The sequence below is a fragment of the Streptomyces pluripotens genome, assembly GCF_000802245.2.
GTDB classification, from domain to species: Bacteria; Actinomycetota; Actinomycetes; order Streptomycetales; family Streptomycetaceae; genus Streptomyces; species Streptomyces pluripotens.
On the sequence record NZ_CP021080.1, the window covers coordinates 4,114,498 to 4,137,728 of the forward strand.

General features: G+C 71.2%; 20 protein-coding genes. 11 read left to right on the plus strand and 9 right to left on the minus strand.

Annotated elements, in window-relative coordinates; translation table 11 throughout:
- Positions 1 to 329: 329 nt before the first annotated feature.
- On the plus strand, positions 330 to 1,361 hold the full coding sequence (locus LK06_RS18685) for an isopenicillin N synthase family dioxygenase (RefSeq protein WP_039650770.1): 1,032 nt from the start codon (positions 330 to 332) through the stop codon (positions 1,359 to 1,361).
- Between the two features lie 108 nt (positions 1,362 to 1,469).
- Here LK06_RS18685 and LK06_RS18690 read toward each other — a convergent pair whose 3' ends face one another.
- A complete protein-coding gene (locus LK06_RS18690; RefSeq protein ID WP_043433085.1) occupies positions 1,470 to 2,579 on the minus strand; it encodes a citrate synthase 2 in 1,110 nt (369 codons plus the stop codon).
- A 175-nt stretch (positions 2,580 to 2,754) separates the two neighbouring features.
- On the opposite strand from LK06_RS18690, the gene pdxH reads away from it, so the two are divergent.
- The 3 genes from pdxH (at position 2,755) to LK06_RS18705 (ending at position 5,804) form a co-directional block, all read left to right on the plus strand.
- Positions 2,755 to 3,441 carry a pyridoxamine 5'-phosphate oxidase gene (gene pdxH / locus LK06_RS18695; RefSeq protein ID WP_043433108.1) on the plus strand — a complete coding sequence of 229 codons (687 nt, stop codon included), beginning with the start codon at positions 2,755 to 2,757 and terminating at the stop codon, positions 3,439 to 3,441.
- Positions 3,442 to 3,815: 374 nt separating this feature from the next.
- Positions 3,816 to 4,280: a GNAT family N-acetyltransferase gene (locus LK06_RS18700; RefSeq protein WP_043433083.1), complete on the plus strand. Its 465-nt coding sequence runs from the start codon at positions 3,816 to 3,818 to the stop codon at positions 4,278 to 4,280.
- Between the two features lie 129 nt (positions 4,281 to 4,409).
- Positions 4,410 to 5,804: a PAS domain-containing protein gene (locus tag LK06_RS18705; RefSeq protein WP_043433106.1), complete on the plus strand. Its 1,395-nt coding sequence runs from the start codon at positions 4,410 to 4,412 to the stop codon at positions 5,802 to 5,804.
- A 136-nt stretch (positions 5,805 to 5,940) separates the two neighbouring features.
- On the opposite strand, the gene LK06_RS18710 is transcribed toward LK06_RS18705, so the two are convergent.
- Positions 5,941 to 6,696 carry an SIS domain-containing protein gene (locus LK06_RS18710; RefSeq protein ID WP_043433082.1) on the minus strand — a complete coding sequence of 252 codons (756 nt, stop codon included), beginning with the start codon at positions 6,694 to 6,696 and terminating at the stop codon, positions 5,941 to 5,943.
- A gap of 213 nt (positions 6,697 to 6,909) precedes the next feature.
- On the opposite strand from LK06_RS18710, the gene LK06_RS18715 reads away from it, so the two are divergent.
- Together LK06_RS18715 and LK06_RS18720 are read left to right on the plus strand one after the other, a co-directional pair.
- Positions 6,910 to 7,602, plus strand: a complete 693-nt coding sequence (locus tag LK06_RS18715) for an iron-dependent transcriptional repressor DtxR (protein ID WP_039650779.1) — start codon at positions 6,910 to 6,912, stop codon at positions 7,600 to 7,602.
- 382 nt (positions 7,603 to 7,984) lie between these two features.
- Positions 7,985 to 8,845, plus strand: a complete 861-nt coding sequence (locus LK06_RS18720; protein WP_039650780.1) for an alpha/beta fold hydrolase — start codon at positions 7,985 to 7,987, stop codon at positions 8,843 to 8,845.
- Between the two features lie 142 nt (positions 8,846 to 8,987).
- On the opposite strand, the gene LK06_RS18725 is transcribed toward LK06_RS18720, so the two are convergent.
- The 3 genes from LK06_RS18725 to LK06_RS18735 form a co-directional block, all read right to left on the minus strand.
- A complete protein-coding gene (locus tag LK06_RS18725; RefSeq protein ID WP_052318886.1) occupies positions 8,988 to 10,577 on the minus strand; it encodes a hypothetical protein in 1,590 nt (529 codons plus the stop codon).
- Complete coding sequence (locus LK06_RS18730) at positions 10,574 to 11,350, minus strand: ABC transporter ATP-binding protein (RefSeq protein ID WP_039650784.1); 777 nt, start codon at positions 11,348 to 11,350, stop codon at positions 10,574 to 10,576. The genes LK06_RS18725 and LK06_RS18730 overlap by 4 nt, the downstream gene beginning before the upstream one ends.
- A gap of 78 nt (positions 11,351 to 11,428) precedes the next feature.
- Positions 11,429 to 12,094 (minus strand): bifunctional DNA primase/polymerase, encoded by a 666-nt coding sequence (locus LK06_RS18735; protein ID WP_039650786.1) that lies wholly within the window; start codon positions 12,092 to 12,094, stop codon positions 11,429 to 11,431.
- A 289-nt stretch (positions 12,095 to 12,383) separates the two neighbouring features.
- Between LK06_RS18735 and LK06_RS18740 the strand changes: the two genes are divergently transcribed.
- Together LK06_RS18740 and LK06_RS18745 are read left to right on the plus strand one after the other, a co-directional pair.
- Positions 12,384 to 13,769, plus strand: a complete 1,386-nt coding sequence (locus LK06_RS18740) for an NsdA family TPR-like regulatory protein (RefSeq protein WP_039650788.1) — start codon at positions 12,384 to 12,386, stop codon at positions 13,767 to 13,769.
- A 205-nt stretch (positions 13,770 to 13,974) separates the two neighbouring features.
- Positions 13,975 to 15,651: a hypothetical protein gene (locus LK06_RS18745; protein ID WP_043433079.1), complete on the plus strand. Its 1,677-nt coding sequence runs from the start codon at positions 13,975 to 13,977 to the stop codon at positions 15,649 to 15,651.
- A gap of 34 nt (positions 15,652 to 15,685) precedes the next feature.
- Here the strand turns inward: LK06_RS18745 and LK06_RS18750 are convergent, their stop codons facing one another.
- On the minus strand, positions 15,686 to 17,011 hold the full coding sequence (locus LK06_RS18750; RefSeq protein WP_167747948.1) for an ABC transporter substrate-binding protein: 1,326 nt from the start codon (positions 17,009 to 17,011) through the stop codon (positions 15,686 to 15,688).
- A 117-nt stretch (positions 17,012 to 17,128) separates the two neighbouring features.
- Between LK06_RS18750 and LK06_RS18755 the strand changes: the two genes are divergently transcribed.
- Positions 17,129 to 17,629, plus strand: a complete 501-nt coding sequence (locus tag LK06_RS18755; protein ID WP_043406430.1) for an SCO4402 family protein — start codon at positions 17,129 to 17,131, stop codon at positions 17,627 to 17,629.
- A 117-nt stretch (positions 17,630 to 17,746) separates the two neighbouring features.
- The gene (purU, locus tag LK06_RS18760) at positions 17,747 to 18,628 is read left to right on the plus strand and encodes a formyltetrahydrofolate deformylase (RefSeq protein ID WP_039650793.1); all 882 of its coding nucleotides are present in this window, start codon (positions 17,747 to 17,749) and stop codon (positions 18,626 to 18,628) included.
- 34 nt (positions 18,629 to 18,662) lie between these two features.
- Here the strand turns inward: purU and LK06_RS18765 are convergent, their stop codons facing one another.
- Together LK06_RS18765 and LK06_RS18770 are read right to left on the minus strand one after the other, a co-directional pair.
- Positions 18,663 to 20,093: a maleylpyruvate isomerase N-terminal domain-containing protein gene (locus tag LK06_RS18765; protein WP_174673895.1), complete on the minus strand. Its 1,431-nt coding sequence runs from the start codon at positions 20,091 to 20,093 to the stop codon at positions 18,663 to 18,665.
- Positions 20,090 to 20,680: a sigma-70 family RNA polymerase sigma factor gene (locus tag LK06_RS18770; protein ID WP_039650795.1), complete on the minus strand. Its 591-nt coding sequence runs from the start codon at positions 20,678 to 20,680 to the stop codon at positions 20,090 to 20,092. Before LK06_RS18770 ends, LK06_RS18765 begins: the two co-directional genes overlap by 4 nt.
- Before the next feature lie 336 nt (positions 20,681 to 21,016).
- Here LK06_RS18770 and LK06_RS18775 point away from each other — a divergent pair, with 336 nt between their 5' ends.
- On the plus strand, positions 21,017 to 21,403 hold the full coding sequence (locus LK06_RS18775) for an STAS domain-containing protein (RefSeq protein WP_039650797.1): 387 nt from the start codon (positions 21,017 to 21,019) through the stop codon (positions 21,401 to 21,403).
- Positions 21,404 to 21,639: 236 nt separating this feature from the next.
- Here the strand turns inward: LK06_RS18775 and LK06_RS18780 are convergent, their stop codons facing one another.
- Positions 21,640 to 23,157: a class I adenylate-forming enzyme family protein gene (locus tag LK06_RS18780; protein ID WP_039650798.1), complete on the minus strand. Its 1,518-nt coding sequence runs from the start codon at positions 23,155 to 23,157 to the stop codon at positions 21,640 to 21,642.
- Between the last annotated feature and the right edge of the window lie 74 nt (positions 23,158 to 23,231).

Sequence of the window (23,231 nt, forward strand, 5' to 3'; positions counted from 1 at the left end):
GGCGCGGTCATCGCAACGCCGAGCCGCGGGCCGCCGCCGTACGGCGGCGGCCTCGACTGGTTCCGGCCTCCCCGCCCCTTCCCCTGTGCTCCCCCTGTGATCGAGGCCACACGCGTATCCCGCGGCGCGCAGTACCCTTACCGCATGCTTCTGATGCTCGTCCGCCGCCGCCACGTGGACTACGTGCGCGTCACGAGCATGGGCTGTCGGCGCTTCTCCGCCTGACCCGGCCCCCTTCACCGCCTTCCGGTTTCCTCTCCCTTTCCGGCACCCGGGGTCCGCCGCACCCCTGGCGGCCACCCGTGCCCCGTAGACCCTGCGGACGCATCATGACCACGCACACCGCGACGACCCCGTCGTACGACCAGCTCCCGATCATCGACCTGTCGGCCGCCGACCGCGGTCCCCGGGCCCGCGCCCTGCTGCATGCCCAATTGCACAGCGCCGCCCACGACGTCGGCTTCTTCCAACTCGTCGGCCACGGTGTCACCCGGGGCGAGACCGACGCACTGCTCACTGCCATGCGTGCCTTCTTCGCCCTCCCGGAGGCCGACCGGCTCGCCCTCGACAACGTGAACTCCCCGCACTTCCGCGGCTACACCCGCACCGGCGACGAACGCACCGGTGGCGCCCGCGATTGGCGGGACCAGCTCGACATCGGTGCCGAACGCCCGGCCCGCGTCCCCGGCCCCGGCGAGCCCCCGTACTGGTGGCTGCAGGGCCCCAACCAGTGGCCGGCCGCCCTCCCCGGCTTGCGCACCGCCGCCCTGGCCTGGATCGACAGGCTGAGCGGGGTCGCAGAGCGTCTGCTACGCGAGCTCCTGACCGCCATCGGCGCCCCCGCCGGCTTCTACGACCCGGTCTTCGGCGCCCGTGCCCACCCGCACCTCAAGCTCGTCCGCTACCCCGGCAGCGCCGACGACGGCGCCGACCAGGGCGTGGGCGCGCACAAGGACTACGGCTTCCTCACCCTCCTGTTGCAGGACGCGGTCGGCGGCCTCCAGGTGCAGCGCGAGGACGGCCGCTTCCACGACGTACCGCCCATCGAGGGCGCCTTCGTGGTCAACCTCGGCGAACTGCTGGAGGTGGCGACGAACGGTTACCTCCTTGCGACCAACCATCGGGTGGTGAGTCCGCCCGGGGCGACGGAACGCTTCTCCGTCCCCTTCTTCCACAACCCCCGCCTGGACGCGCGGATCGAGCCCCTGCCCTTCCCCCACGCGTCCGAGGCTCCTGGAGCCACGACCGACCCGTCGAACCCGTTGTACGCGCAGTACGGCTACAACGAGCTGAAGGGCAAGCTGCGGGCCCACCCGCTGGTGGCGGAACGGCACCACGCGAGCCTTCTGACACCGGCCTGACCAACCCGTACGCCTGATCGCCTCCTTCGCGGCGGGGACACCTCCCGGAGGAGGCGCGGAGCGGATCGAGCTGCTCGGGGGCGCGGCGCGGGGGTACGGAGACGCTGCTCAGCGGGTGGTGTCGGCGATGTCGGAGTACCCCTCGATGTCCCGCGGGCTGCGCGGCCCCGGCCCCACGTACCTCGCCGTCGGCCGCACCAGCCGTCCCGTCCGCTTCTGCTCAAGGATGTGCGCCGACCACCCGGCGGTCCGTGCGCAGGTGAACATCGACGTGAACATGTGCGCCGGCACTTTGGCGAAATCGAGCATGATGGCAGCCCAGAACTCCACGTTGGTGGCGAGCACCCGGTCCGGCCGCCGGTTGTGCAACTCCTCCAGCGCGGCCTTCTCCAGGGCCTCGGCGATCTCGAACCTCGGTGCCCCGAGCTGTTTCGCCGTACGCCGCAGCACCCGCGCCCGCGGGTCCTCAGCCCGGTACACGCGGTGCCCGAATCCCATCAGCCGCTCACCCCGGTCCAGGGCCGTCTTGACGTAGCCCGCCGCGTCCCCGGTGCGTTCGATCTCCTCGATCATCCCGAGCACCCGCGACGGTGCACCCCCGTGCAGGGGGCCGGACATCGCACCGACCGCACCCGACAACGCGGCGGCGACGTCCGCGCCGGTGGAGGCGATGACCCGGGCGGTAAAGGTGGACGCGTTCATGCCGTGCTCCGCGGCGGAGGTCCAGTACGCGTCCACGGCCGCGACGTGCTTGGGGTCCGGCTCGCCGCGCCACCGGATCATGAACCGCTCCACGACCGACTGCGCCTTGTCGATCTCCCGCTGCGGCACCATCGGCAGCCCCTGCCCGCGCGCGGACTGGGCGACGTACGACAGCGCCATCACGGCGGCTCGTGCGAGATCCTCCCGCGCCTGTCGTTCGTCGATGTCGAGCAGGGGCCGTAGGCCCCACACCGGCGCGAGCATGGCCAGCGCGGACTGCACGTCCACGCGGATGTCACCGGAGTGCACCGGGATCGGGAACGGTTCGGCGGGCGGCAGCCCCGGATGGAAGGCGCCGTCGACCAGCAGCCCCCACACGTTTCCGAACGAGACGTTCCCGACCAGGTCCTCGATGTCGACGCCCCGGTAGCGCAGGGCGCCGCCCTTCTTGTCCGGTTCGGCGATCTCCGTCTCGAACGCGATGACTCCTTCGAGCCCGGGTACGAAATCGGACATCAGGCGGCTCCTCGTGATCGTCGGTGGTGGTCACCCCGGTGATGCCCCGATCGGGCGCTGGTCACCCGCGGTCACCCAATCCGCAAGGGAACCAGCACGATAATCCCCGGTACCACGCTTGGGGAGAGTGCGCGACACCGAGTGCCACACCCATTCGATACGGCAAGATGACCGCGTGACCGACAGCGAACCCATCCTGGACCCCGTCCTCGAACCCGCCGCCATGCGCAAGCAGTACCGGGCCGAGGGCCTCACCGAACGGGACCTCGCCACGCACCCCATGGACCAGTTCGCCCGCTGGTTCGAGGACGCCGCCCGTGCGACCCTTCGCGGCACGCTCTACGAACCCAACGCGATGGTCGTCACCACAGCGGACGCCGCCGGCCGCCCCAGCTCACGCACGGTCCTGATGAAGCAGTTCGACACCGACGGCTTCGTGTTCTTCACCAACTACGACTCCCGCAAGGCCCGGGACCTCGCGGAGAACCCGCACATCTGCCTGCTCTTCCCCTGGCACCCGCTGGCCCGCCAGGTGATCGTCACCGGTACCGCCCGCCGCACCGGCCGTGACGAGACGGCTGCCTACTTCCGCAGCCGCCCGCACGGCTCCCAGCTCGGTGCCTGGGCCAGCGCCCAGTCCTCGGTGATCGCCTCCCGTGCCGAATTGGACGCGGCTTACGCCGATCTGGAGGCCCGCTATCCCGAGGACGAAAAGGTCCCGGTCCCCCCGCACTGGGGCGGCTTCCGCATCGCTCCCGAGACGGTCGAGTTCTGGCAGGGGCGCGTGAACCGCCTGCACGACCGCCTGCGCTACGTCGCCCGGCCGGACGGTAGCTGGCGGGTGGAACGGCTCAGCCCCTGAAGCCGCAGGTCGCGTTCGGGCGGTCAGCGGCCCCCGGCCCCGGGAAACGCACGGGCCCGCTCGAACGCAGACGACCCGCGAGCTCGGGTTCCGCCACCTTGCGGCGGCAGAAGCCGGCCGGACGTGCCGGCGAGCTCGCGGGTCGGGTGACTGCTTGGGATTGGGCCGGCTGCACGCTTGTGGCACGTGCTGGTCCGGCACCGCACTGGATGGGGTGGCGGACCGCTTAGCCCGCAGCCACCTCACGCGTCCGGTTTTCATACATCTGCCGAACCACCTCCCTTCTCGTGTACCCGACACCCTAAGAAGCCGGGCGGAGGGACTCAACTGTTTTTCGCTACCCTCCCGTGCGCCCGTGTGGGTAGCGTCCACACATGACCTTGATCCGACTCGCCACCGTCGACGGTGACCTCATGATCGAGCAGTGGCGGCACGTCCACAACATGATCGTGCCGCCCGCGGCGATGTCGCTGGAGGACGCCCGGGTGCGGCAGGGGCGGTACCGACTGGAAAACGCCTATCTCGGGGACGCGCTCGTCGGGTGCTCCACTATGCGGCCGCCCGTGGGGGAGGAGGCGGTGGCCACCGTCATCGCGCGGGTGCTGCCCGAGTTCCGGGGGCGCGGGTTCGGGACCGCGCTGTACGAGAACGCGCTGGCCCACGCGCGTCTGCTCGGCGCCGGGGCGATCGAGACGTGTGTGCTGGCGGTGAACGCGGACGGGTTGCGGTTCGCCGAGCGACGCGGATTCCTGGAGATCGACCGGTACGCGCTGGACGGGGAGCGGGACGAGTGGGTGGACCTGCGGCTGGAGACGGTCGGGGCGGCCGGGGACGGCTGACGGCACCTGGCACTGATTCCGGCAATCTTGCGGGAACCAGATGTGGGCTGCATCACGTTCGAGTTGAATGAAAGCCAGTGGGCGAACCGAGCGCCTCAGATGCGTGGACGTGGCTTCCAGGGGGACCAGGTGAGTACTTCGCGGCGGAGTGGGACCACGAATGAGCTGGGGCCGGACGAGCCTGGTGGGTCCGATCTGCTCGCCGCTCTGCTCGACGGCATGGACGCGGCGCTGTGTGCCTTCGACGCCGACGGGGTCGTCACGCACTGGAACCGGGAGGCGGAGCGCATCCTGGGCTGGACCGCGGCGGAGGCGGTGGGGCGGCAGGGGTTCGCCGGCTGGGCGGTGCGTACCGCCGACGCCGAGGAGGTTCAGGCCCGGCTGATGTCCGCGATGCACGCGCCGGGACGGCAGGTGCACGAGTTCGCGCTCGTCACCAAGGACGGCGGTCGGGTGTTGGTGCGGACGCAGTCCGCCGCCGTACGGGGGCACGAGGGGGAGCCCGCGGGTGTCTATTGCGCGTTCAGCGAGGTGCACGCCCAGATCGACCTGGAGCGGTCGATCGCGTTGAGCGAGGCGTTGCTGGAGGACGCGGCGTGGGGCGTCGTGCTCGTCGACGCGGACCTGCGGCCCGCTGTGGTGAACACGCATGCGGCGCGGGCCCTCGGTACCGGGCGCGCCTCCGCGCTCGGGCGCCCGCTCGGGGAACTGCTCGTGCGGGGCGTTGAGGAGCTGGAGGCCGCGCTCACGCACGTGCTGGCGGAGGGAGCGCCGCCTGCACCCGCCGATATGTGGGTGACCGTGCGCACCCCGGAGGGGGAGAACCGGCGCTGCTGGCGGAGCGGCTTCGTGCGGCTGGCCTCGCCCCTCGCGGAGGAACCGGTACCACTCGGGGTCGGCTGGTTGTTCCAGGACGTGACTGAGGCCAAGCAGGGCCAACAGGAAGGGGCGCTGCTGCGATTCCGTACGAACCAGTTGCACCGTGCGGCCCGAGCCGCCGCCGAGTGCGAGGACCCGGTGGAGGCCGCCACCGTCCAGTTGGACTTCGCCCTCGCCGGTTTCGCCGATCATGCGCTGATCGACCGGGTGGCGGCCGGTCCACGCGCGGGGACCACGCAGACGCCGGATCGGGTGCGGCTGGTGCGGCTCGCCGCCACACCCGGCGGAGCGCCGGGACCGAGCCTGCTCACGGGTGCTGCCGGGCTACCGGTGTGCTACGAGGAGGGGCATCCGGCGCTGAACTGTGTGGAGCGGGCCGGCACGGTGCGCGCGGATGCCGAGGCGGGTCCGCCGCGGCACGCCCGGGAGTGGGCGCTGGCGCGGCAGTGGCCCGATGACGCGGTGCACGCACTGTGCGTGGCGCTGCGCAGTCGGGGGCGGACGCTGGGGGCGGTGACGTTCCTGCGCGGGGCCGGCCGTAGCCGCTTCGAGCGGTCCGACGTGGCATACGCGGAGGACGTGGCGGGGCGCATCGCGGTGGCGCTGGATCTGTCGGAGGCGCTGGGCGGGAAGGCGCGGGAGTGAAACGGCCCCCGGGCGTTGCAGCGGACTTTGGAGCGCTCCCGGGGCCTGCGGCGGTTCCGGGAAGACCCCGATCCTCCCGGGAAGTCCACGGGGACTGACGAAGTTCGCCGCCGTTCGTTTCGTTCGGGACGCTGGTTCAGCGTCGGTAGAAGATGCGGTCGCCGTACTCCGACATCACCCTGCCGTTCCATTCGTGACCGCCGTCCACGTTGCCGGAGCGCAGCAGCGGGGGTTCGATGCCGCGGTCGGCCAGGGAGGATGCGGCGGTCGCCACGACCGCCTGCATGAGGGCCGTGGTGACCACGGTGGATGCGGGGGCGAAGGGCGCTGGGATGGTGTCGAGGGTGAGTTCCGCGTCGCCGACCGCGATCTTCGAGTCGAGCACGATGTCGCAGTGGTCCTTCAGGAAGGTGCCGGAGGCGTGCCGGGACTTGGTCTGCGAGGCGTATACGGCCGAGGTCACGCCGATCACCTTGACACCCAGGGCGCGGGCGTTGAGAGCCATCTCGACGGGCAGGGCGTTGCGGCCGGACAGGGAGATGATCACGAGTGCGTCGCCGGCCCGGACCGGCGAGGTGTCGAGCACGGCGGCGGCGAGGCCGTCGACGCGTTCGAGCGCGGAGCCGAGGGTGGCCGGGGTGACGTCGACGCCGACGACCCCGGGTACGGCGAGGAGGTTCATCAGGGCGAGGCCGCCGGCCCGGTAGACGACGTCCTGGGCGGCCAGGGAGGAGTGCCCGGCGCCGAAGGCGAACAGCCGGCCCCCGGCGGCAACGGTGTCGGCGAGTAGCGTGCCGGCCGCCGTGATCGCCTCCGCTTCCTCCTCCCGGACCCGTCGCAGCAGGTTGATGGCGGCGTCGAAGAACAGGTCGGCAGGCGTGCCGTCGCTCATGCGGTGCCCCTTCGCAGAGTCTGTGTCGCGGATCACCGTGCGGTCTGGACCAGTGTGCTGTCAATACGACCGGGGCCGGACTCCGGTCCTGGCCGCCCGGAGGGCGGGCGGGCGTTTTCCCGGGGCCCCCCGCTTGTCAGTGGGATCCGGCAGAATTGGTGTCAGGGCCAGAGCACGGTCGGGCCTGCCGGCAGAGGTAATCGAGGGGCACGTATGTCCGGACTGATCGACACCACGGAGATGTATCTCCGCACCATCCTCGAACTTGAAGAGGAAGGCGTCGTCCCCATGCGCGCCCGCATCGCGGAGCGACTCGATCAGAGCGGGCCGACGGTGAGCCAGACGGTGGCGCGGATGGAGCGCGACGGTCTGGTGTCCGTGGCGAGCGACCGGCATCTGGAGCTGACCGACGAGGGCAGGAGACTGGCGACGCGCGTCATGCGCAAGCACCGGCTGGCCGAGTGCCTCCTCGTCGACGTGATCGGCCTGGAGTGGGAGCAGGTGCACGCGGAGGCCTGCCGCTGGGAGCACGTGATGAGTGAGGCCGTGGAGCGCAGAGTCCTGCAACTGCTGCGCCACCCCACCGAGTCGCCCTACGGCAACCCGATCCCGGGACTGGAGGAGCTGGGCGAGAAGGACGGGGCCGACCCGTTCCTGGACGAGAGCATGGTCTCCCTGGCCGACCTGGATGCGGGCACCGACGGCAAGACGGTCGTCGTGCGCCGCATCGGCGAGCCGATCCAGACGGACGCGCAGCTGATGTACACGCTGCGGCGGGCGGGTGTGCAGCCCGGTTCCGTGGTGAGCGTGACGGAGTCGGCCGGTGGGGTGCTGGTGGGCAGCGGTGGTGAGGCGGCCGAGCTGGAGGCGGACGTCGCCTCGCACGTGTTCGTCGCCAAGCGCTGAGCAGGAGGGGCTCCGGCGCCGTCGGCGCCGGAGCCCCTCCTCCCCCGTGCTGACCCGGAGCCCCGAGCTCTCAGGGTCAACCCCCTCGGACCGGTTCTCCCTGAGCGGTCCGCCTCCCGCCAGAAGAGTCCCCCCGGTGGCGGCGATCATTCGCTGAAGGGTGTCACTCGAATGAGGGGTGTTGCCCACAGGGACGGAATTTTCGAATGTGTATTCGATAGCCTGCAATGGCAACGCGGCGGTAGTGCGGCAACGGCACGGCCGCAGTACGACAGCACCACGACACGAGTACGGCGGCAGAACTCAGGTGCGAGACAGGGCTGCGGCGCAGCACCGCGACGCAGCACCGTACGAGACAGGCGGAGCTGGGGGTGCCAGTCCCATGGCGCGGCGTATCGACGTGACGGGAGCGGGTGGCGTGCGGCTGGCCGCCTGGGAGTTCGCTGACCCTCCCAAGACCGAGCCGGAACCCGGCTCGCCGGGTGTGCTGTTACTCCACGGGCTGATGGGGCGCGCCTCCCACTGGGCCCCCACCGCCCGCTGGCTCTCCGAGCGCCACCGCGCCGTCGCGCTCGACCAGCGCGGCCACGGCCAGAGCGGTAAGCCCCCGCAGGCCGCCTACACCCGCGAGGCCTACGTCCAGGACGCCGAGGCCGCCGTCGAACAACTCGGCCTGGCCCCCGTCTTGCTCGTCGGTCATGCCATGGGTGCGCTGACCGCCTGGCAGCTCGCCGCCAAGCGCCCCGACCTGGTGCGCGGGCTGATCATCTGCGACATGCGGGCCTCCGCCCTCGGCACCGCCTCGCAGCAGGAGTGGGCCGACTGGTTCCGGTCCTGGCCCGTCCCCTTCGCCACCCTCGCCGACGTACGCAAGTGGTTCGGCGAGGACGACCCCCGGGCGGAGCGCCCCAACCCGGCCCGCGGGGCCTTCTACGCCGAGGTGATGCACGAGAGCGGCGACGGCTGGCGGCCCGTCTTCGAGTCGGAGCAGATGCTCAGGTCCCGTGAGACCTGGGTGTACGACGCGCACTGGGAGGAGTTGGCCCAGGTCGGCTGTCCCGCCCTGGTGGTGCGCGGAGTGGACGGCGAACTCGGCCGCGCCGAGGCCCAGGAGATGGTCCGGGTCCTGCCCCACGGCGCATACGCCGAGGTGCCGGACGCCGGCCATCTCGCCCACTACGACCATCCGGAGGCCTGGCGGGCGGCCGTCTCACCGTTTCTCGATGCGGTGCTCGGGAGCTGAGCGCCGTGTCCGCTGCGTGATCGGCTTGCGCAGTCCACTGCGGCCCGTGCGCGGTGTCCTGCGCGGTCCCTGGGTGCCGCTGAAGGCGCGCTTCCCCGCGCTCCCCCCGGGCGGCCTGATGCCCCGGCGCTGCAAACGCGCCCTACCCCTTGCTCACCGCCGTCAGGATCTCCGGCAGGTGGGTCGCCGCGCGCGGTGCCGCCAGCCGCAGGCCCAGCAGGGTGAGGCCGGTGCCGTAACCCGCGCCCACCGGGAGCAGCAGCCAGGTCCAGGCGGCGCCGCCCGTGCTCGCGTTGAGCCAGACGATGAGAGCGATGACGGGGAGGCACAGCAGGGCCGCCGAGGCCATACCGCCGAAGATCGCGATCCAGGCGAGGCCCGCCTGCCCCGGCGTGACGTTCTTGTGGCCGTCCCGGGGAATGGAGTAGGGGAAGCGGGCCGAGGCCCACGCGCCGGTTGCCAGCAGCGCCCCGAGTACCGCGAAGGACAGCCCCAATGCCTCGGGCAACTGGTCCCAGCTGCCCAGCAGTCCGGCCGTCAACACCGTCACGAGCGTCGTGTAGGGGAGGGCGATCAGCAGCAGGGCCAGGGCCCGGCCACGCAACTCGGTGGAGGCATCCCGGGCGGAGGAGATGGTCATGGCCACCATCCAGAATGCGGAGGTGTCCTGACCGAACTGGTTGTACATCTGCATGCCGAGCATCCCGGTCGCGAAGCACGCCAAGTAGACCGATCCTGTGCCTCGCACCGCGTTGAACACCGGTACGAGCAGCCCGATTGCCAACGAGGACACCCACGCGGCCTTGGTCTTCGGGTCCCGCAGGATGTAGCGCAGGCTGCGTTCCATCACGGTACCCGTGCGCCCGTCCGGCAGCAGCCGCGCGAGCCCGGTCGAACTCCGCTTCGGAGCGCCCGCGCCGGTGGCCTGGAGCGTGGAACCGTCGGGGGCGGTCATCAGCCGGGTCAGGCTGCGGGCCCAGACCGCCACCAGCAGCCCCAGTCCGGCTGCGGAGACCGTGAGCTGGGCGAGCGCGATGCCGTAAGAGCCGTCGTTCGCCGACTGCACCGCGCCCATCGCCGACGCCGGCGGCACCCAGGACAGGACGTCCGCGACCGGCTGCAACTGCCCGAGCCCGCCCGCCGAACCCAGCTGCTGGGCGCCGAAGTTGATCAGCTGCGTCCCGATCGCGATCACCAGCCCGCTCAGTACGGCGAGATCGCGGCCCTTTCTGCTGGTCAGCAGCCGCACATTGGCGGCGGCGACGGCCCGCGCGAGCGCCACGCAGGTCAGCAGGGCGAGAGCGACGGCGACGACGGAAAAGACGTAGGTGGCCGTGCGGTGCGCCGGCGCCAGCGCGCAGCCCACGAGGATCAGCAGCGTGCACACGGGGCCGATGCCCACCAGGGAGGCCACGAGCAGGGCCCGTACCAGCGGCCGTGGGCGTAGTGGCAGCAGGACCAGCCGGGTCGGGTCCAGCGTCTCGTCGCCGGTTGGGAAGAACAACGGCAGTACGGCCCAGCCCAGCGCCAGCACGGCGGTGACGACCACGGCCACCACACCGGCGTGCGCGTGTCCACGCAGCAGGAGCAGCCCCAGCAGCTGTGCCAGCGCGAACAGGACCGCGATGACCGCCGAGACGGCGAACGCGGCCCGCCTTCCGGCGGATTGCCGCAATCCGTTCCTGATCAGCGACACTTTCAGCCGCACGACGGTGGAGGTCACGCTCGTCATCGGGCCGCCCCGCCGCCCAGCCAGTCCAGATGGGAGCCGGTGTCCCGGCCGTTGGCCCCCACCAGTTCCAGAAACGCCCCCTGCAGGGTGGGATGCACTCCGCGGACCTCGTCCAGTGTCCCGGCGGCGCGGATGCGGCCGGCCGCCATGACCGCGATCCAGTCACACAGGGATTCGACCAGTTCCATGACGTGGGAGGAGAAGACCACGGTGGCGCCGGAGGCGGTGTACCGCTCCAGCACGCCCCGGATCGTCTGTGCGGACACCGGATCCACGCCTTCGAACGGCTCGTCGAGGAAGAGCACTTCAGGGTTGTGTAGGAGGGCGGCGGCGAGCCCGATCTTCTTGCGCATGCCGGTTGAGTAGTCGACCACGAGCTTGTGCTGGGCCCCCGCTAGGTCGAGCACGTCCAGCAACTGGGTTGCCCGCTTGTCGACCTCGTCCCCCGGCAGCCCGCGCAGCCGGCCGGAGTACCCGAGCAGTTCCCGTCCGGAAAGCCGCTCGAACAGCCGAAGCCCCTCGGGCAGCACTCCGATGCGTGCCTTGATGGACACCGGATCCCGCCACACGTCGTGCCCGGCGATCTCCACGGTCCCCTCGTCGGGTCGCAGCAGCCCCGTCACCATGGACAGCGTCGTGGTCTTCCCGGCCCCGTTGGGCCCGACCAGCCCGATGAACTTTCCAGCAGGCAACTCCAGATCGATCCCCCCGACAGCGACTTGCTGCCCGAACCGCTTCCAGAGCCCCCGTATGCGTACCGCTGCTTCGGTCATGCTGAAACAGTACGGCGGGGATGGTTCCGTCCAGGGTGGGGAGCGCGCCCGGCGTGCGGCTGGGGCGTGGGGGCTCGGTCAGCGATCCCGGCCGCAGGCGTAGGAGAGCGGTGAGATCAACTCCTCGGCATCCGGTAGCCACCGGTTCGCGGGCGTGGGCCGGCACGCCCACTGCACGGCGCCGCGAGAGCCGAACCGGGTCGGGGGAGCAGCCACGTAGCTTCCTTCCCCCAGCGTGACCAGGTCCAGCGAGGCCAGGGACCATCCGAGTTTCCGCACCAGGTCCGGTACTTTCGCGGAAGCCCCCGGCAGCACGAAGAACTGCATCCGACGATCGGGAGTCAGGGTGACCGGCCCGAGCGTCGACTCCATCCGCTCCATCCGGGCGAGAGCCAGGAATCCGGCGCTCTCCGGGACGGACAGCGCGTCGAAGGTCCGCCCCGTCGGCAGCAGGATCGACGCCGTCGGCTGCTTCTGCCACATCCGGCGCGCGACGGTCGCACTGCCGGTGGCCTGGGCCGCCCAATCGGGGCGCGCGGGGTGTGCACCCGGCGCAGGGCAAGAGGCGTCGCCGCACGAGCAGTACGGCACTCCTTCGGCGGCTTCCAGCCAGGTGCCCGGGCACACGTCCCAGTGCCGCTCCTCGGCGTAGCGTACGGCGGTCTCCAGCAGCGATTCCCCGCGCTGCTGCGGAATGTGACCGGCAATCTGAGTGTCTTCGGCGCCCGCGATCGTCTCTTCCACGCTGAACTCAACTCCCGCACTCACCTGGAGTTACGGCCGTAGCGTGCGCGGGGGAGGAGCATCGCTTCCGTAGCCGGGGCGCATGGGTGCACGCGTGGGGGCGCGTAGGAGGAAGCGGGGCGTGGACTGGGTAGCCAGGAGTGGGGTTGGCATCAGCCTTTACCCCGGCAAACCGCACATGTCACGCATTGACGGTATGTCAGCTGGGCAGTGATCGTCCGACCGGAACATCCCGACCGGATCTTCCCGGCCGGATCTTTACGCTCCAGGGGTTCGCAGGGGGTAATGCATGGCCGCAAGGCCTCTCGTGGCGAGGCAGCCGAACGAACGGCTGCAGACACTCATCCAGGAAGCGGGGTGCTCGAACGCCGGGCTGGCCCGGCGGGTCAACATGTGCGGCGCGGAGCACGGGCTCGACCTGCGCTACGACAAGACGTCCGTGGCCCGCTGGCTGCGCGGCCAGCAGCCGCGGGGCCGGGCCCCGGCGATCATCGCCGAGGCGCTCGGGCGCAAGCTGGGCCGTACGGTCACGATCGACGAGATCGGCATGGCCAACGGCAAGAACCTCGCCTCGGGGGTCGGTCTCCAGTTCTCGCCGACGGTGCTGGGGGCCATCGAACAGGTCTGCGAACTGTGGCGCAGCGACGTGGGGCGGCGGGACTTCCTGTCCGGTTCCGCCGTCGCCGCCTCCGCGCTGGTCGAGCCCAGCCGCGACTGGCTGATCTCGGCGCCGGACACCCAGGTGGCCCGGCAGGCGGGCCCGCGTGTGGGCCGGGCCGACGTGGCAGCCGTGCGGTCCATGACCCAGGCGCTGGTGGACCTCGATCACCAGTTCGGCAGTGGGCATGTGCGCCCGGTCGTCGTGCACTACCTCAACAGTGTCGTCTCCGGGCTGCTCGCCGGGTCGTACCGGGAGGCGATCGGTCGTGACCTGTTCGCCGCCGTGGCCCGACTGACCGAGCTGGCCGGGTACATGGCCGTCGACACCGGGCAACCGGGCCTGGCCCAGCGGTACTACATCCAGTCGCTAAGGCTGGCGCAGGCCGCCGGGGACCGCGGTTACGGCGGCTACGTCCTCGCCGCGTCCATGAGCCACCTCGCCGCGCAGCTCGGCAACCCGCGTGAGATCGCCCAGTTGGCGCGGGCGGCGCAGGAGGGGGCGCGCGGCCATGTGCCCCCGCGCGCCGAGGCGATGTTCCATGCGGCCGAGGCGCGCGGCCACGCCCTGCTCGGCGCTGTGCGCGCGGCACAGGCGGCGACCGGGCGGGCGGTCACGGCGATGGAGCGCGTGGACGCCTCATCCGGCGATGACCCGGTGTGGATCGCGCACTTCGACACGGCCTATCTGGCCGACGAGTTGGCCCACTGCCACCGTGACCTGGGCCAGCCCGAGCCGGCGGCCCGGTACGCCGAGCAGTCACTGGCCGGGCACCCGGAGTCCCGGGCCCGCCGCCGAGCCATCGGCTATGTGTTGCTCGCCACGGCCCAGGTGCAGCAGCGCGAGATCGAACAGGCCTGCAGCACCGGTCTGAAGGCGGTGGAACTGCTTCAGACACTGCGCTCCAGCCGGGGCACGGAGTACCTGGACGATCTCCAGCAGCGGCTGGCGCCCTTCCGGGACGAGGCGGTGGTACGGGAGTTCGGGGCGCGACTCGAACTTCAGCAGGCTGCCTGAACACCGTCCCCGCGATCGCGTGAACACCAGGCGAACGACACCCGGGCACGCGGTGGATGCCACGAAACAGCGCATCGCGGGACGGTTTTGTTACTGCTGTCACAGGGATGAAGATCGCGCCCTGAGCTGCATGGCACCCGGCTTGGGGGACCCGGTAGCGTGAACCGACGATCGAGCACAAGGTCCCCCATGGGTAGGAGTCCCGGTGACGCAGAGTGGACAGGGCGAAGAACCCTCGGCGCGGTCCGCGCGCGAAGGCGTCGTGCTGCCCTCCGACGGAAGTGAGCCGCTGCTGCCGGGCGCGACCGCGGCGCCCGCACCCGGCGCGCCGACCGGCGCGCAGTCGTGGGGTGGTTCCTGGGGTTCCGAGCAGCAGTCGACCCAGCCGGGTCAGGGCTGGCCTCCGGCGGCAGCTCAGCAGTGGGAGACCCACGGCGCTCCGGACCAGCGGCCCCCGTCCGCGGTGAATCCCGGCCCGCTGCCTCCCGAGGGCGCCCCGGCGCCGTCCTACGGCGGGCAGCTGCCTCCCCCTGCGGGCCAGGACTTTTCCCACGGCCACGGCGGCCAGGGCGCGCCGTACGGTGACGGCGGTCACGGTGATGCCTACGGCGGCGGTCGGCAGCCCGCGTACGGTGCGCCCGACCCGTACCAGGGGCATGAGCAGTACCCGCAGCAGTACCCGGCTCAGCCCGCGCCGCTGCTGCCGACAGCCGAAGGGTCGACCCAGTACATCCCGCCGGTCTCTGCGGCCCCGGCCGAGGGTGCGACCCAGTACCTGCCACCCGTGCAGGCGGCCCCGGCCGAGGGTGCGACCCAGTACCTGCCACCCGTGCAGGCGGCCCCGACTGACGGTGCCACCCAGTACATCCCTCCGGTGGCGCCTGCACATTCCGACGCGGAGGCCACGCAGTACATCCCGCCCTACGCCGCCCGGGCCCAAGTCCAGGCACCGGGCCAGGCCTTGAGCCAGGGACAAGACCTGGGACGGGGCCAGGGAGGGGGCCAGGGAGAGGACGCGGACCGACAGCCGCCGGCCGAGTTCGACAACCTCTTCCGCAATGGCCCGACAGACGGCGGGAGCCAAGCCGGCTCCACCCAGCAGCTCCCGAGGATCGAACAGCCGGAGGCCTACCCCGGCCCGGCGGCACAGCCGTCGTACGGCTCGGCACAGCCGTCGTACGGCGCGCCGCAGTCCTCGTACGGCGCGCCGCAGTCCTCGTACGGCCCGGGGGAGGGCGCGGAGGAGCCGCGCCGGGGCCGGTCCCGGGTGCCGCTGATCGCCACCGCGGGGGTCGCCATCGTCGTCCTCGGTGTGGGTGCCGGCGCCCTGCTCAGTGGCGGCGGCAAGGACGGGGGCAACGACGGCAAGGCGGTCGCCGCCGTGTCTCCGGCAGCCCAGGGCTCCGCGTCGCCCGCCGCGGATCCCGCCCGGCAGCAGGCCGTCGCGCTGGACAAGCTGCTCGCTGACAGCGGCAGCAGCCGCGCTGCCGTGATCCAGGCGGTGGCCGGCGTCAAGCGCTGCGACAAGCTCGACCAAGCGGCGTCCACCCTGCGGGAGGCGGCCAAGCAGCGCGGGCAACTGGTCACCCGGCTCGGCAAGCTGTCCGTGGACAAGCTGCCCGGCCACGGTGACCTCACCACTGCCCTGACCAAGGCCTGGCAGGCGTCCGCCGCGGCCGACAACCACTATGCCGCCTGGGCGGACCAGGTCAGGACCGGGCACAAGGGCTGCCACAAGGGCAACGCACGCATCACCGGCCAGACCCAGGCCGGCAACCGGGAGAGCGGAACCGCCAGCGCGCAGAAGACGAAGGCGGCCGCGCTGTGGAACACGATCGCCAAGAAGTACGGTCTGACCCAGCGCCAGACCACCCAGCTGTGACCGGCCGCCGGTGCGGCGAGCCGCCCGTGCGGGTTCACTGCACGTCGACGTTCTCCAGGGTCTGCGTCATGTCGGCGGTGCCGTTGATGCCGCCGACGCCCTTGCGGGCCGCGACGAGCTTGCCGTTGTGGACGACCTGCAGGGTGACATCCGCGTTGACCAGGCGTGGGAAGCCGACCGCGGCCAGCTTGCCCTCGTAGGGCCAGTGCAGGGTGGGGGTGAGGCCGCCGGTGGACACGTGCAGGCCGCCGTTGAGGGTGTGCCGCACGGTGTCGGCGCTCACCTCCCCGTCGCCGATCTTCTCCAGGACGGCCTTGAGCACGGTGTAGGCGATCCAGGTGGTCTGCACTCCGGCGTCCGCGGGGTTGATGCGGTTGTCGCCGAAGGCCTCCTCGTTGATCACCTTCTTCATCTGGTCCCAGCGGTGGTCCGAGGCGGCCGGGTACCAGCCGGTGACGTACGCCCCCTCGTACGGCCCGGACGCCCCGCCCGTCGCGTTGATCACCGTCTGATCGACGCTGCCGAGCACGGTCGCCGTGTTCACTTCGGGAAAGTTCTTGCGGGCCCGCCGGAAGGAGTCCATAAAGGTGTTCGTGTGGTCTCCGAGTGCGGGCACCACGCAGCCCTTCTTCCCGGTGTCCTCAGTCGCGTACCGCAGCGCCTGCTCGGCCTGGCCGTCGTACTCCGTGGCGTCCTCGGCGGCGAGCTGGTCGCCGGCTTCCGCGTGTCTACCGGCCTTGAGTCCGGAGTCGAGCACGACGGGAAGTTCGTCGCCGGCGATGCTGTCGGGGCGGACCAGGGCGATCTTGCCGCAGGTGGCTGCGAGGGCCTTGCCGAGACCTGCGAGAAGGGCGGGCTGGCCACCGTTGACCGGGTAGGACATGGGGCCGGTGAATTCGTCGTTGGTGACTCCGTAGCCGCCGATGTAGGGGATGTCGGCGCCCTCCAGCGGGGCGAGGAAGGAGTCCCCGAACTGGCTGTAGGAGCCGACGACCGCGACCACGTCCTCGGCCGCCGCACGCCGGGCGCACTTGGCCGCGCCCACGCTGTCATTGTGGTCGTTGCAGGTCAGGACCTGGAGCTTGCGGCCGTTGATGCCGCCGCGCGCGTTGATCCATTTGGCGTAGGCGCGGGCCATGGCGGGCATGCCCGGCTTGTTGGTGGCGTCGGTGCCCTGTGGCGCCCAGGTCATGACCTTGACCGGGTCGTCCCCGGAGCCCCCCGTGGCACCGGGGATGACCCCGCATCCGGTGGCGAGCGACGAGCACAGGGCCAGGGCACCCGCGGCCAGTACGGTGCCTCTGGCGGGCGGGGTGAGTGCGGGGAGGGAGGTACTGCGGATGCGTCGCCTGCCGGTCATGGATAGGCACGATTCCCTCACACCGCTAACCCGGGAGTGACCCTCGGTCAACGAAAGGTGACACCGGGGTGAATTGCAGGGGCCGGTGTGAAGGGCGCGGTGAGGAACGTACGATCGATGACCGTGCAAGCTCCGGTGAACTCTTCCCGTCATGGCCGTCGCTCCTCCACCATGGGCGGCATGGCCCTGAACGACATGCCGTGGTGGCGCTGGCGCAGCAATGTGCGCTCGGCGTTGCACATGCTCTCCGACCCGGTCTTCCAACGGGACGTCTGGCTGGCCGGTGTGGACGGGTACGGCGACGTCACCGACGCCGTGTACCGGCTGGTGGAGGACACCTGGCTGGACAACTGGTCCGCGGCGAAGTACGTCGGCACGATATTCCGGGACTCGCAGGAGGCGGCTCTCGTTGACACCGCCGTGCTGCGGGTGTTGCGGATCATGCACCAGGTCGGCCCGGACGCGCCGGTCGCCGTGTACGTCGACCACCACGGCTGGCCGGAGGCTGTGCGCGCGGCGCGGGACGCGCACCTGCGCCTCGCGGCGGGTGACGGTGACGACCCGGACACGCCCCCGCGGAGCCTGGAAGCACTGCGGATCATGACTGGCGCCGGGTAGTCCCGGCCCGCGGGGGATGCCTGCGGGCCCGCGACCCGCACGGCTCGGTGCGCGCAGGCCGTCCGTCCTGCGGGACGACTGCCCGCGGCGGGTGGCCGGTGTGGGAACCTGTGGTGCATGAACGAGCAGTCCGCGCCCGCCGCCGCCCCGGCCGACCAGTACGTCCTCACTCTCTCCTGCCCGGACAAGCAGGGCATCGTGCACGCCGTGTCCAGTTATCTGTTCATGACCGGCTGCAACATCGAGGACAGCCAGCAGTTCGGCGACCACGACACGGGTCTGTTCTTCATGCGCGTCCACTTCTCGGCCGAGGCACCGGTGACGGTGGACAAACTGCGGGCCAGCTTCGCCGCCGTCGGCGACTCCTTCCACATGGACTGGCAGATCAACCGGGCCGACGAGAAGACGCGCATCCTGCTCATGGTCAGCAAGTTCGGGCACTGCCTGAACGACCTGCTCTTCCGCGCTCGCACCGGTGCGCTCCCGGTGGAGATCGTGGGCGTGGTGTCCAATCACACTGAGTTCGAAGAGCTGGTGGGCTCGTACAACATCCCCTTCCACCACATTCCGGTGACCAGGGAGACCAAGCCGGAGGCCGAGGCGAAGCTGCTGCAGATCGTGCGCGATGCGGAGGTCGAACTGGTCGTCCTCGCCCGCTACATGCAGGTCCTCTCGGACGACCTGTGTAAGCGGCTCAGCGGCCGGATCATCAACATCCACCACTCCTTCCTGCCGAGCTTCAAGGGCGCGAAGCCGTACCACCAGGCGCACGCGCGAGGCGTCAAGCTGATCGGCGCCACGGCCCACTATGTGACGGCCGACCTCGACGAAGGGCCGATCATCGAGCAGGAGGTCGAGCGGGTGCGGCATGACGTGACGCCGGACCAGCTGGTGGCGATCGGTCGGGACGTGGAGTGCCAGGCGCTGGCGCGTGCGGTGAAGTGGCACGCCGAGCGGAGGATTCTCCTCAACGGGCGCCGGACGGTGGTGTTCGCGTAGCGGCGGTTGCGGGTGGAATCCGGCGCCCGGCACCTCACATACGGCTCAACCCGGCCGCGGCGAACAGCACATCCCTGATCGCCGCGCGATCCCCGGCCTGCCCGGCCGCCGCGTCCTCCGGCAGCACATGACCAGCGGCCAACCGGCAGAACTCCACGCCGTCCAGGGCGACGTGTGCCACCTCGAACTCTGCGGAGCCCACCGCCGCAGGGGAGTCCAGCGGGATCAGCCACTCGCCGCCCGCCGCGCCCTCGATCTCCAGGCGCAGGCTGCGCCCTGGCGCGCCCGCCGGCACCAGGTGCGGTGCCCGACGGCCCGGTGCGGACAGCCCGGCCCGGCGCCGCTCGGCGAGCGCGCCCGGCAGCATGCGGGCCGCGAGGTCGATCATCAGGTTCAGGTGGCGCGGCGCCGGTGGTCGGTACGGGTAGTCCACCGCCTCCGCGATGTCCTCGCCGTGCACCCAGCACTCGAAGGCGCGGTCCAGCATCGCGTCGTGCAGCGGAAGTTCGAAGTCACCGTAGGACACGGCGAGCCCGCCCGAGTGGCTGCCGGTGAAGGACACCGTCCGTACCAGGCTGTGGCTCTGTTCGCGCCAGGGCGCCCGCACCGAGCGGAGCGGGACGGGTGCTCCCCCGTCCGAAGGGCGGGGAAGAGTAGAGGGGAAGCGGGAGGCCCGCCAGAACGCCTCGGTACGCCCGGCCGGGCCCGCCACGTTCTTTGCCGCCCCGGCGACTTTACTCAGGGGGTCCTTCAGGCCGAGCGCCGCCGCGATCAGTCCATCGACCGACAGTAGGTGCGCGATCACTCCGGCCACGGTCGTGCGGCGGCTCGTCGCGGTGTCCGCCTCGAACCACCGCAGCCGCACCGGCGCATGCCACTCGGCGTCCCCGAAGTCCTGCAGCAGGGCGTCCAGCCGGGCGGTCTCGGCGTCGTACGGCGCCGCCCAGTCGGGCACCGGGATGTGGGGCGGCCGGTGGTCCAGGCAGTTCTGCAGGACGCGGGTGCGCAGTGCCGGGTCGAGGTCGAGGCTCTCCGGCTGGTGCAGCAGACCGACCGCTTCGCGCAGCCGGCGGGCCTCGTCGGCGCAACGGCCGCAGGCGCCCAGGTGCTCCTCCACGGCGGCGGTCTCCTGCGGGGAGCAGGCGGCCAGGGCCCAGGCACCGAGGAGCGACTTCAGCACGTCGTGCGACAGGTCGAGCGGCACGGCTGCGGGGTCTTCCAGAGCGGCGAGGCCGGGCAGGGCGGGCCCGCCGTCCTCGACGGAGTTGCGGGGCGCTGGTATGCGCGGAGGCCGAGTGGGACCGAGCCCGTGCGGAGCGTCTCCCGAACCGCCGTCGCCATCCGGGCCGTCGTACGGTCTGCCCGGGCGACCCTCGTATGACCGCAGCTCATCCCGATCCGCTCCCGTAAGGCCCTCGTGTCCCTCGTGCCCGTCGGGTGCTTCGGACCGGTCCGCCCCGCTCACACCGCACCCCCGTGTCTTGGCGGTGTCCCGGCGTCGTGGGCGGTGGAGAGCAGTTGCAGACCGAGGCGGAGCCGGCGCCGGGCCTCCTCCTCGGTGACGCCGAGGTCGGTCGCGGTCTGGCGATAGTCACGGCGCTGGAAGTAGGCCAGTTCCAGGGCGGCGCGCAACGGGGCGGGCATGGAATGGACGATGTAGTCGGCGCGAGCGGCGATCGAGGCGCGGCGCACCTTGTGCTCCAGGTGCCGTAGGTGCGCCGGTTCCGCCGGGGACCCGCCGTCTCCTGCGGGCAGGGCGGCCGTCTCGTTGTCCCGCAGCCGCTGCACGGCGATCCGGTGGGTCACGTCGGCGACCCAGGAGCGCAGCGGACCCTGCCTGGGGTCGTAGGTCTCGGGGTGCTCCCAGAGGTGGGCGAAGACCTCGCTGGTGACGGTGTCGGCGGCCCTGTCGTCGTCGAGGACGCGGTGGGCGAGGCTGTGCACGAGTGAGGCGAACCGGTCGTACAGCTCGCCGAGGGCGGCTGCCTCACCGCGGGTGAGTCGCTGCTGCATCTTCCGGTCCCAGCGGGGCGGCACGTCCTTCTCGGCCATGTGGCCCCTCCCCTCACCCGTGTCCGGCTCGTCCAGCGTGTCTGCCGCGTCTTCTCGAATGTAGTCGGCACGTCTGACAATGCACGCCCCTTTGTGTCAAAGTGCGCCCCCTGGGCATGCCGCAGGTGATAGTGCCCTCTTCACGCAACCTTCACGCAATGCATGCTCACTGAGGATCGAACCTGATCTGCAGTGACCGAAACAAGCCCCTTCTCCCTCGCTAGCGGTTTGTGGCAGGACGTTTCAGGGAACGGCCGCTGGGCAGCCGCGCGGAAGGAAACGTGGGAACTGCTTCCGTTTCCGGGCGGTTCCGGGAGATCCGGCGAGCGGAGGGGCATGGCCGTGGCATTCAATGTGACCGGCGTCGAACGGGGCGGGTGGGCTGTGCTCCGGGTGTCCGGGGAACTGGACCTGATGACCTCACCGGTGCTGCGCCAGCGGGTGCACGACGCCGTCGCCGAGGGACACCACAGCCTGGTCGTGGACCTCTCCGGCGTGTTCTTCTGCGACTCCAGCGGGGTCGGAGTCCTCATCGCCGCACGCCGCCTGATCCGCTCCTGCCAGGGCAGGCTGCGACTGATCCTGCCTGACCAGGGCGCCGACGACGGGTCGCACGTCAACCGGGTCCTCGGCGCGCTCGGCGTCCGCCGCCTCTTCGACGTCCGGCCCGATGTCGAATCCGCGGTCATCGACGAGGACGAGGCCGGCCCGCTGTCGGCCTGAGAGTGCGGTCACCTTCGCGACAAGACCACACGGGTGGTGCAGAATTCCCCGGTCTTGGCACAACCTCCGTTTTCCCCCCCGACGGCCGCACGCGTCCTACCCTCCGTGCCGGGTCAACCGTTCGTGACTCGGGTGTCCACGGTCGGTGCCCGCGGCCAACCCCGCCGGACGGGTGTGTCCCCGTCCGGCGGGGTTGGCACCCCGTCGGAACGTGATGCCGGGCCCGCCCAGGTGCGTCAGCCGTCGTGCCGCGCCGGTGCGGAGAACCGCTCCCGCAGCTTGTACTTCAGCACCTTGCGCAGCGTGTCGTTCCGCGGCAGCGCCTCCACCACCTCCAGCCGTTCCGGCAGTTTGTGCACGGACAGGCCTTCCGCCCGCAGGTGCGCGATGACGTCGGACAACGTCAGCCCGGGCGCGTTCGCCGCTTGTTCCACGACCGCGCAGACCAGTTCGCCGCGTTCCGCGTCCGGCAGGCCGATCACCGCCGCGTCTCCCACCGCGGGATGGACGGCGAGCAGGTCCTCTATCTCCTTCGCCGAGATGTTCTCGCCCTTGCGGATGATCACGTCCTTGAGTCGGCCGGTGAGGACCAGGTGTCCGGAGTCCGTCAGGTGCCCGAGGTCGCCCGTGCGCAGGAAGCCCTCCTCGTCGAAGGCCGTAGCCCTCTGGGCGGGGTCCAGATAGCCCTGGCACACGGCCTCGCCGCGCAGCCGTACCTCGCCGTCGACGATTTTGACCTGCATGCCCGCGGGCGGGCGGCCCTCAGTGGTGGCGAGGTGCTCCGGGGTGTCCTCGGGGTCGCCCATGGTGATCATCGGGACCTCGGTCATGCCGTAGCCGTGGGCGAGCTGGACGCCCATGTCACGGACGACGGAGTAGTACAACTCGGGTGGTTTGGGGGCGCCGCCGCCCGCGAGCAGCCGCAGGGAGGGGATCACCTTCCGGCCCGGCCGCTTGCGCTGCTCGGCCAGGAACATCGAGTAGAACGCCGTCGACCCGCCCGCCACCGTCACCCCGTGCCGCCGGTACTCCGCCAGTGCCTCCGGCAGCGCGAAGTGCTCGAACAACACCGCCGGGAAGCCGTACAGGAGCAGCATCACCGTGTAGTCGGGACCGGCTATGTGCGCGTAGGGGAAGGCCATCGAGCCCACGTCGTCCGGGGTCAGGCGCAGGGCGTGGGCCAGGCAGGAGCCGCCCGCGATCAGGGAGCGGTCGGTGTGCAGCACGCCCTTGGGATCGGAGGTGGTGCCCGAGGTCCAGTAGATCCAGCGAACCGCGGTGCCGTCGGTGGGCGCGGCGGGAAGCACAGCAGGATCGCCGTCGGGGAGGGCGCCGTACGCCTCGAAGACGCCCTTGGCGCCGAGGCGCCGCGCCATCTCGGTGTGGTCGTGGCCGCGCCACACGCCCGGTACCGCGAAGAACTCCGCCCGGGACCGGTCGAGCGCGAAGCCGACCTCCCGGTCCCGGTAGTAAGGGATGACCGGGGACTGGACGGCACCCAGGCGGGCCAGCGCGAAGGACAGCAGGGCGGTCTCGATGCGGGTGGGCAGCTGCCAGGCGACCACCGTGCCGGGGCGTACGCCCATGCCGTACAGGCCGGCTGCCACCCGCTCGGCCTTCTCTCGCAGTTCGCCGAAGGTGAGCCGGCGGTCGGCCTGGAGGAAGACGGGGCGGTCGGGGGTGAGTCGGGCGCGGCGGACCACCAGGTCCCACAGCGTGCGGGCGGAACTCAGGGAGTGCGGGCTCTCGTTCACATGTCCCCCTGCTTGGCTGACGGCTCGTCAGATGGCATGCTAGCTGACGAACCATCAGATAAATACCCGTCCGG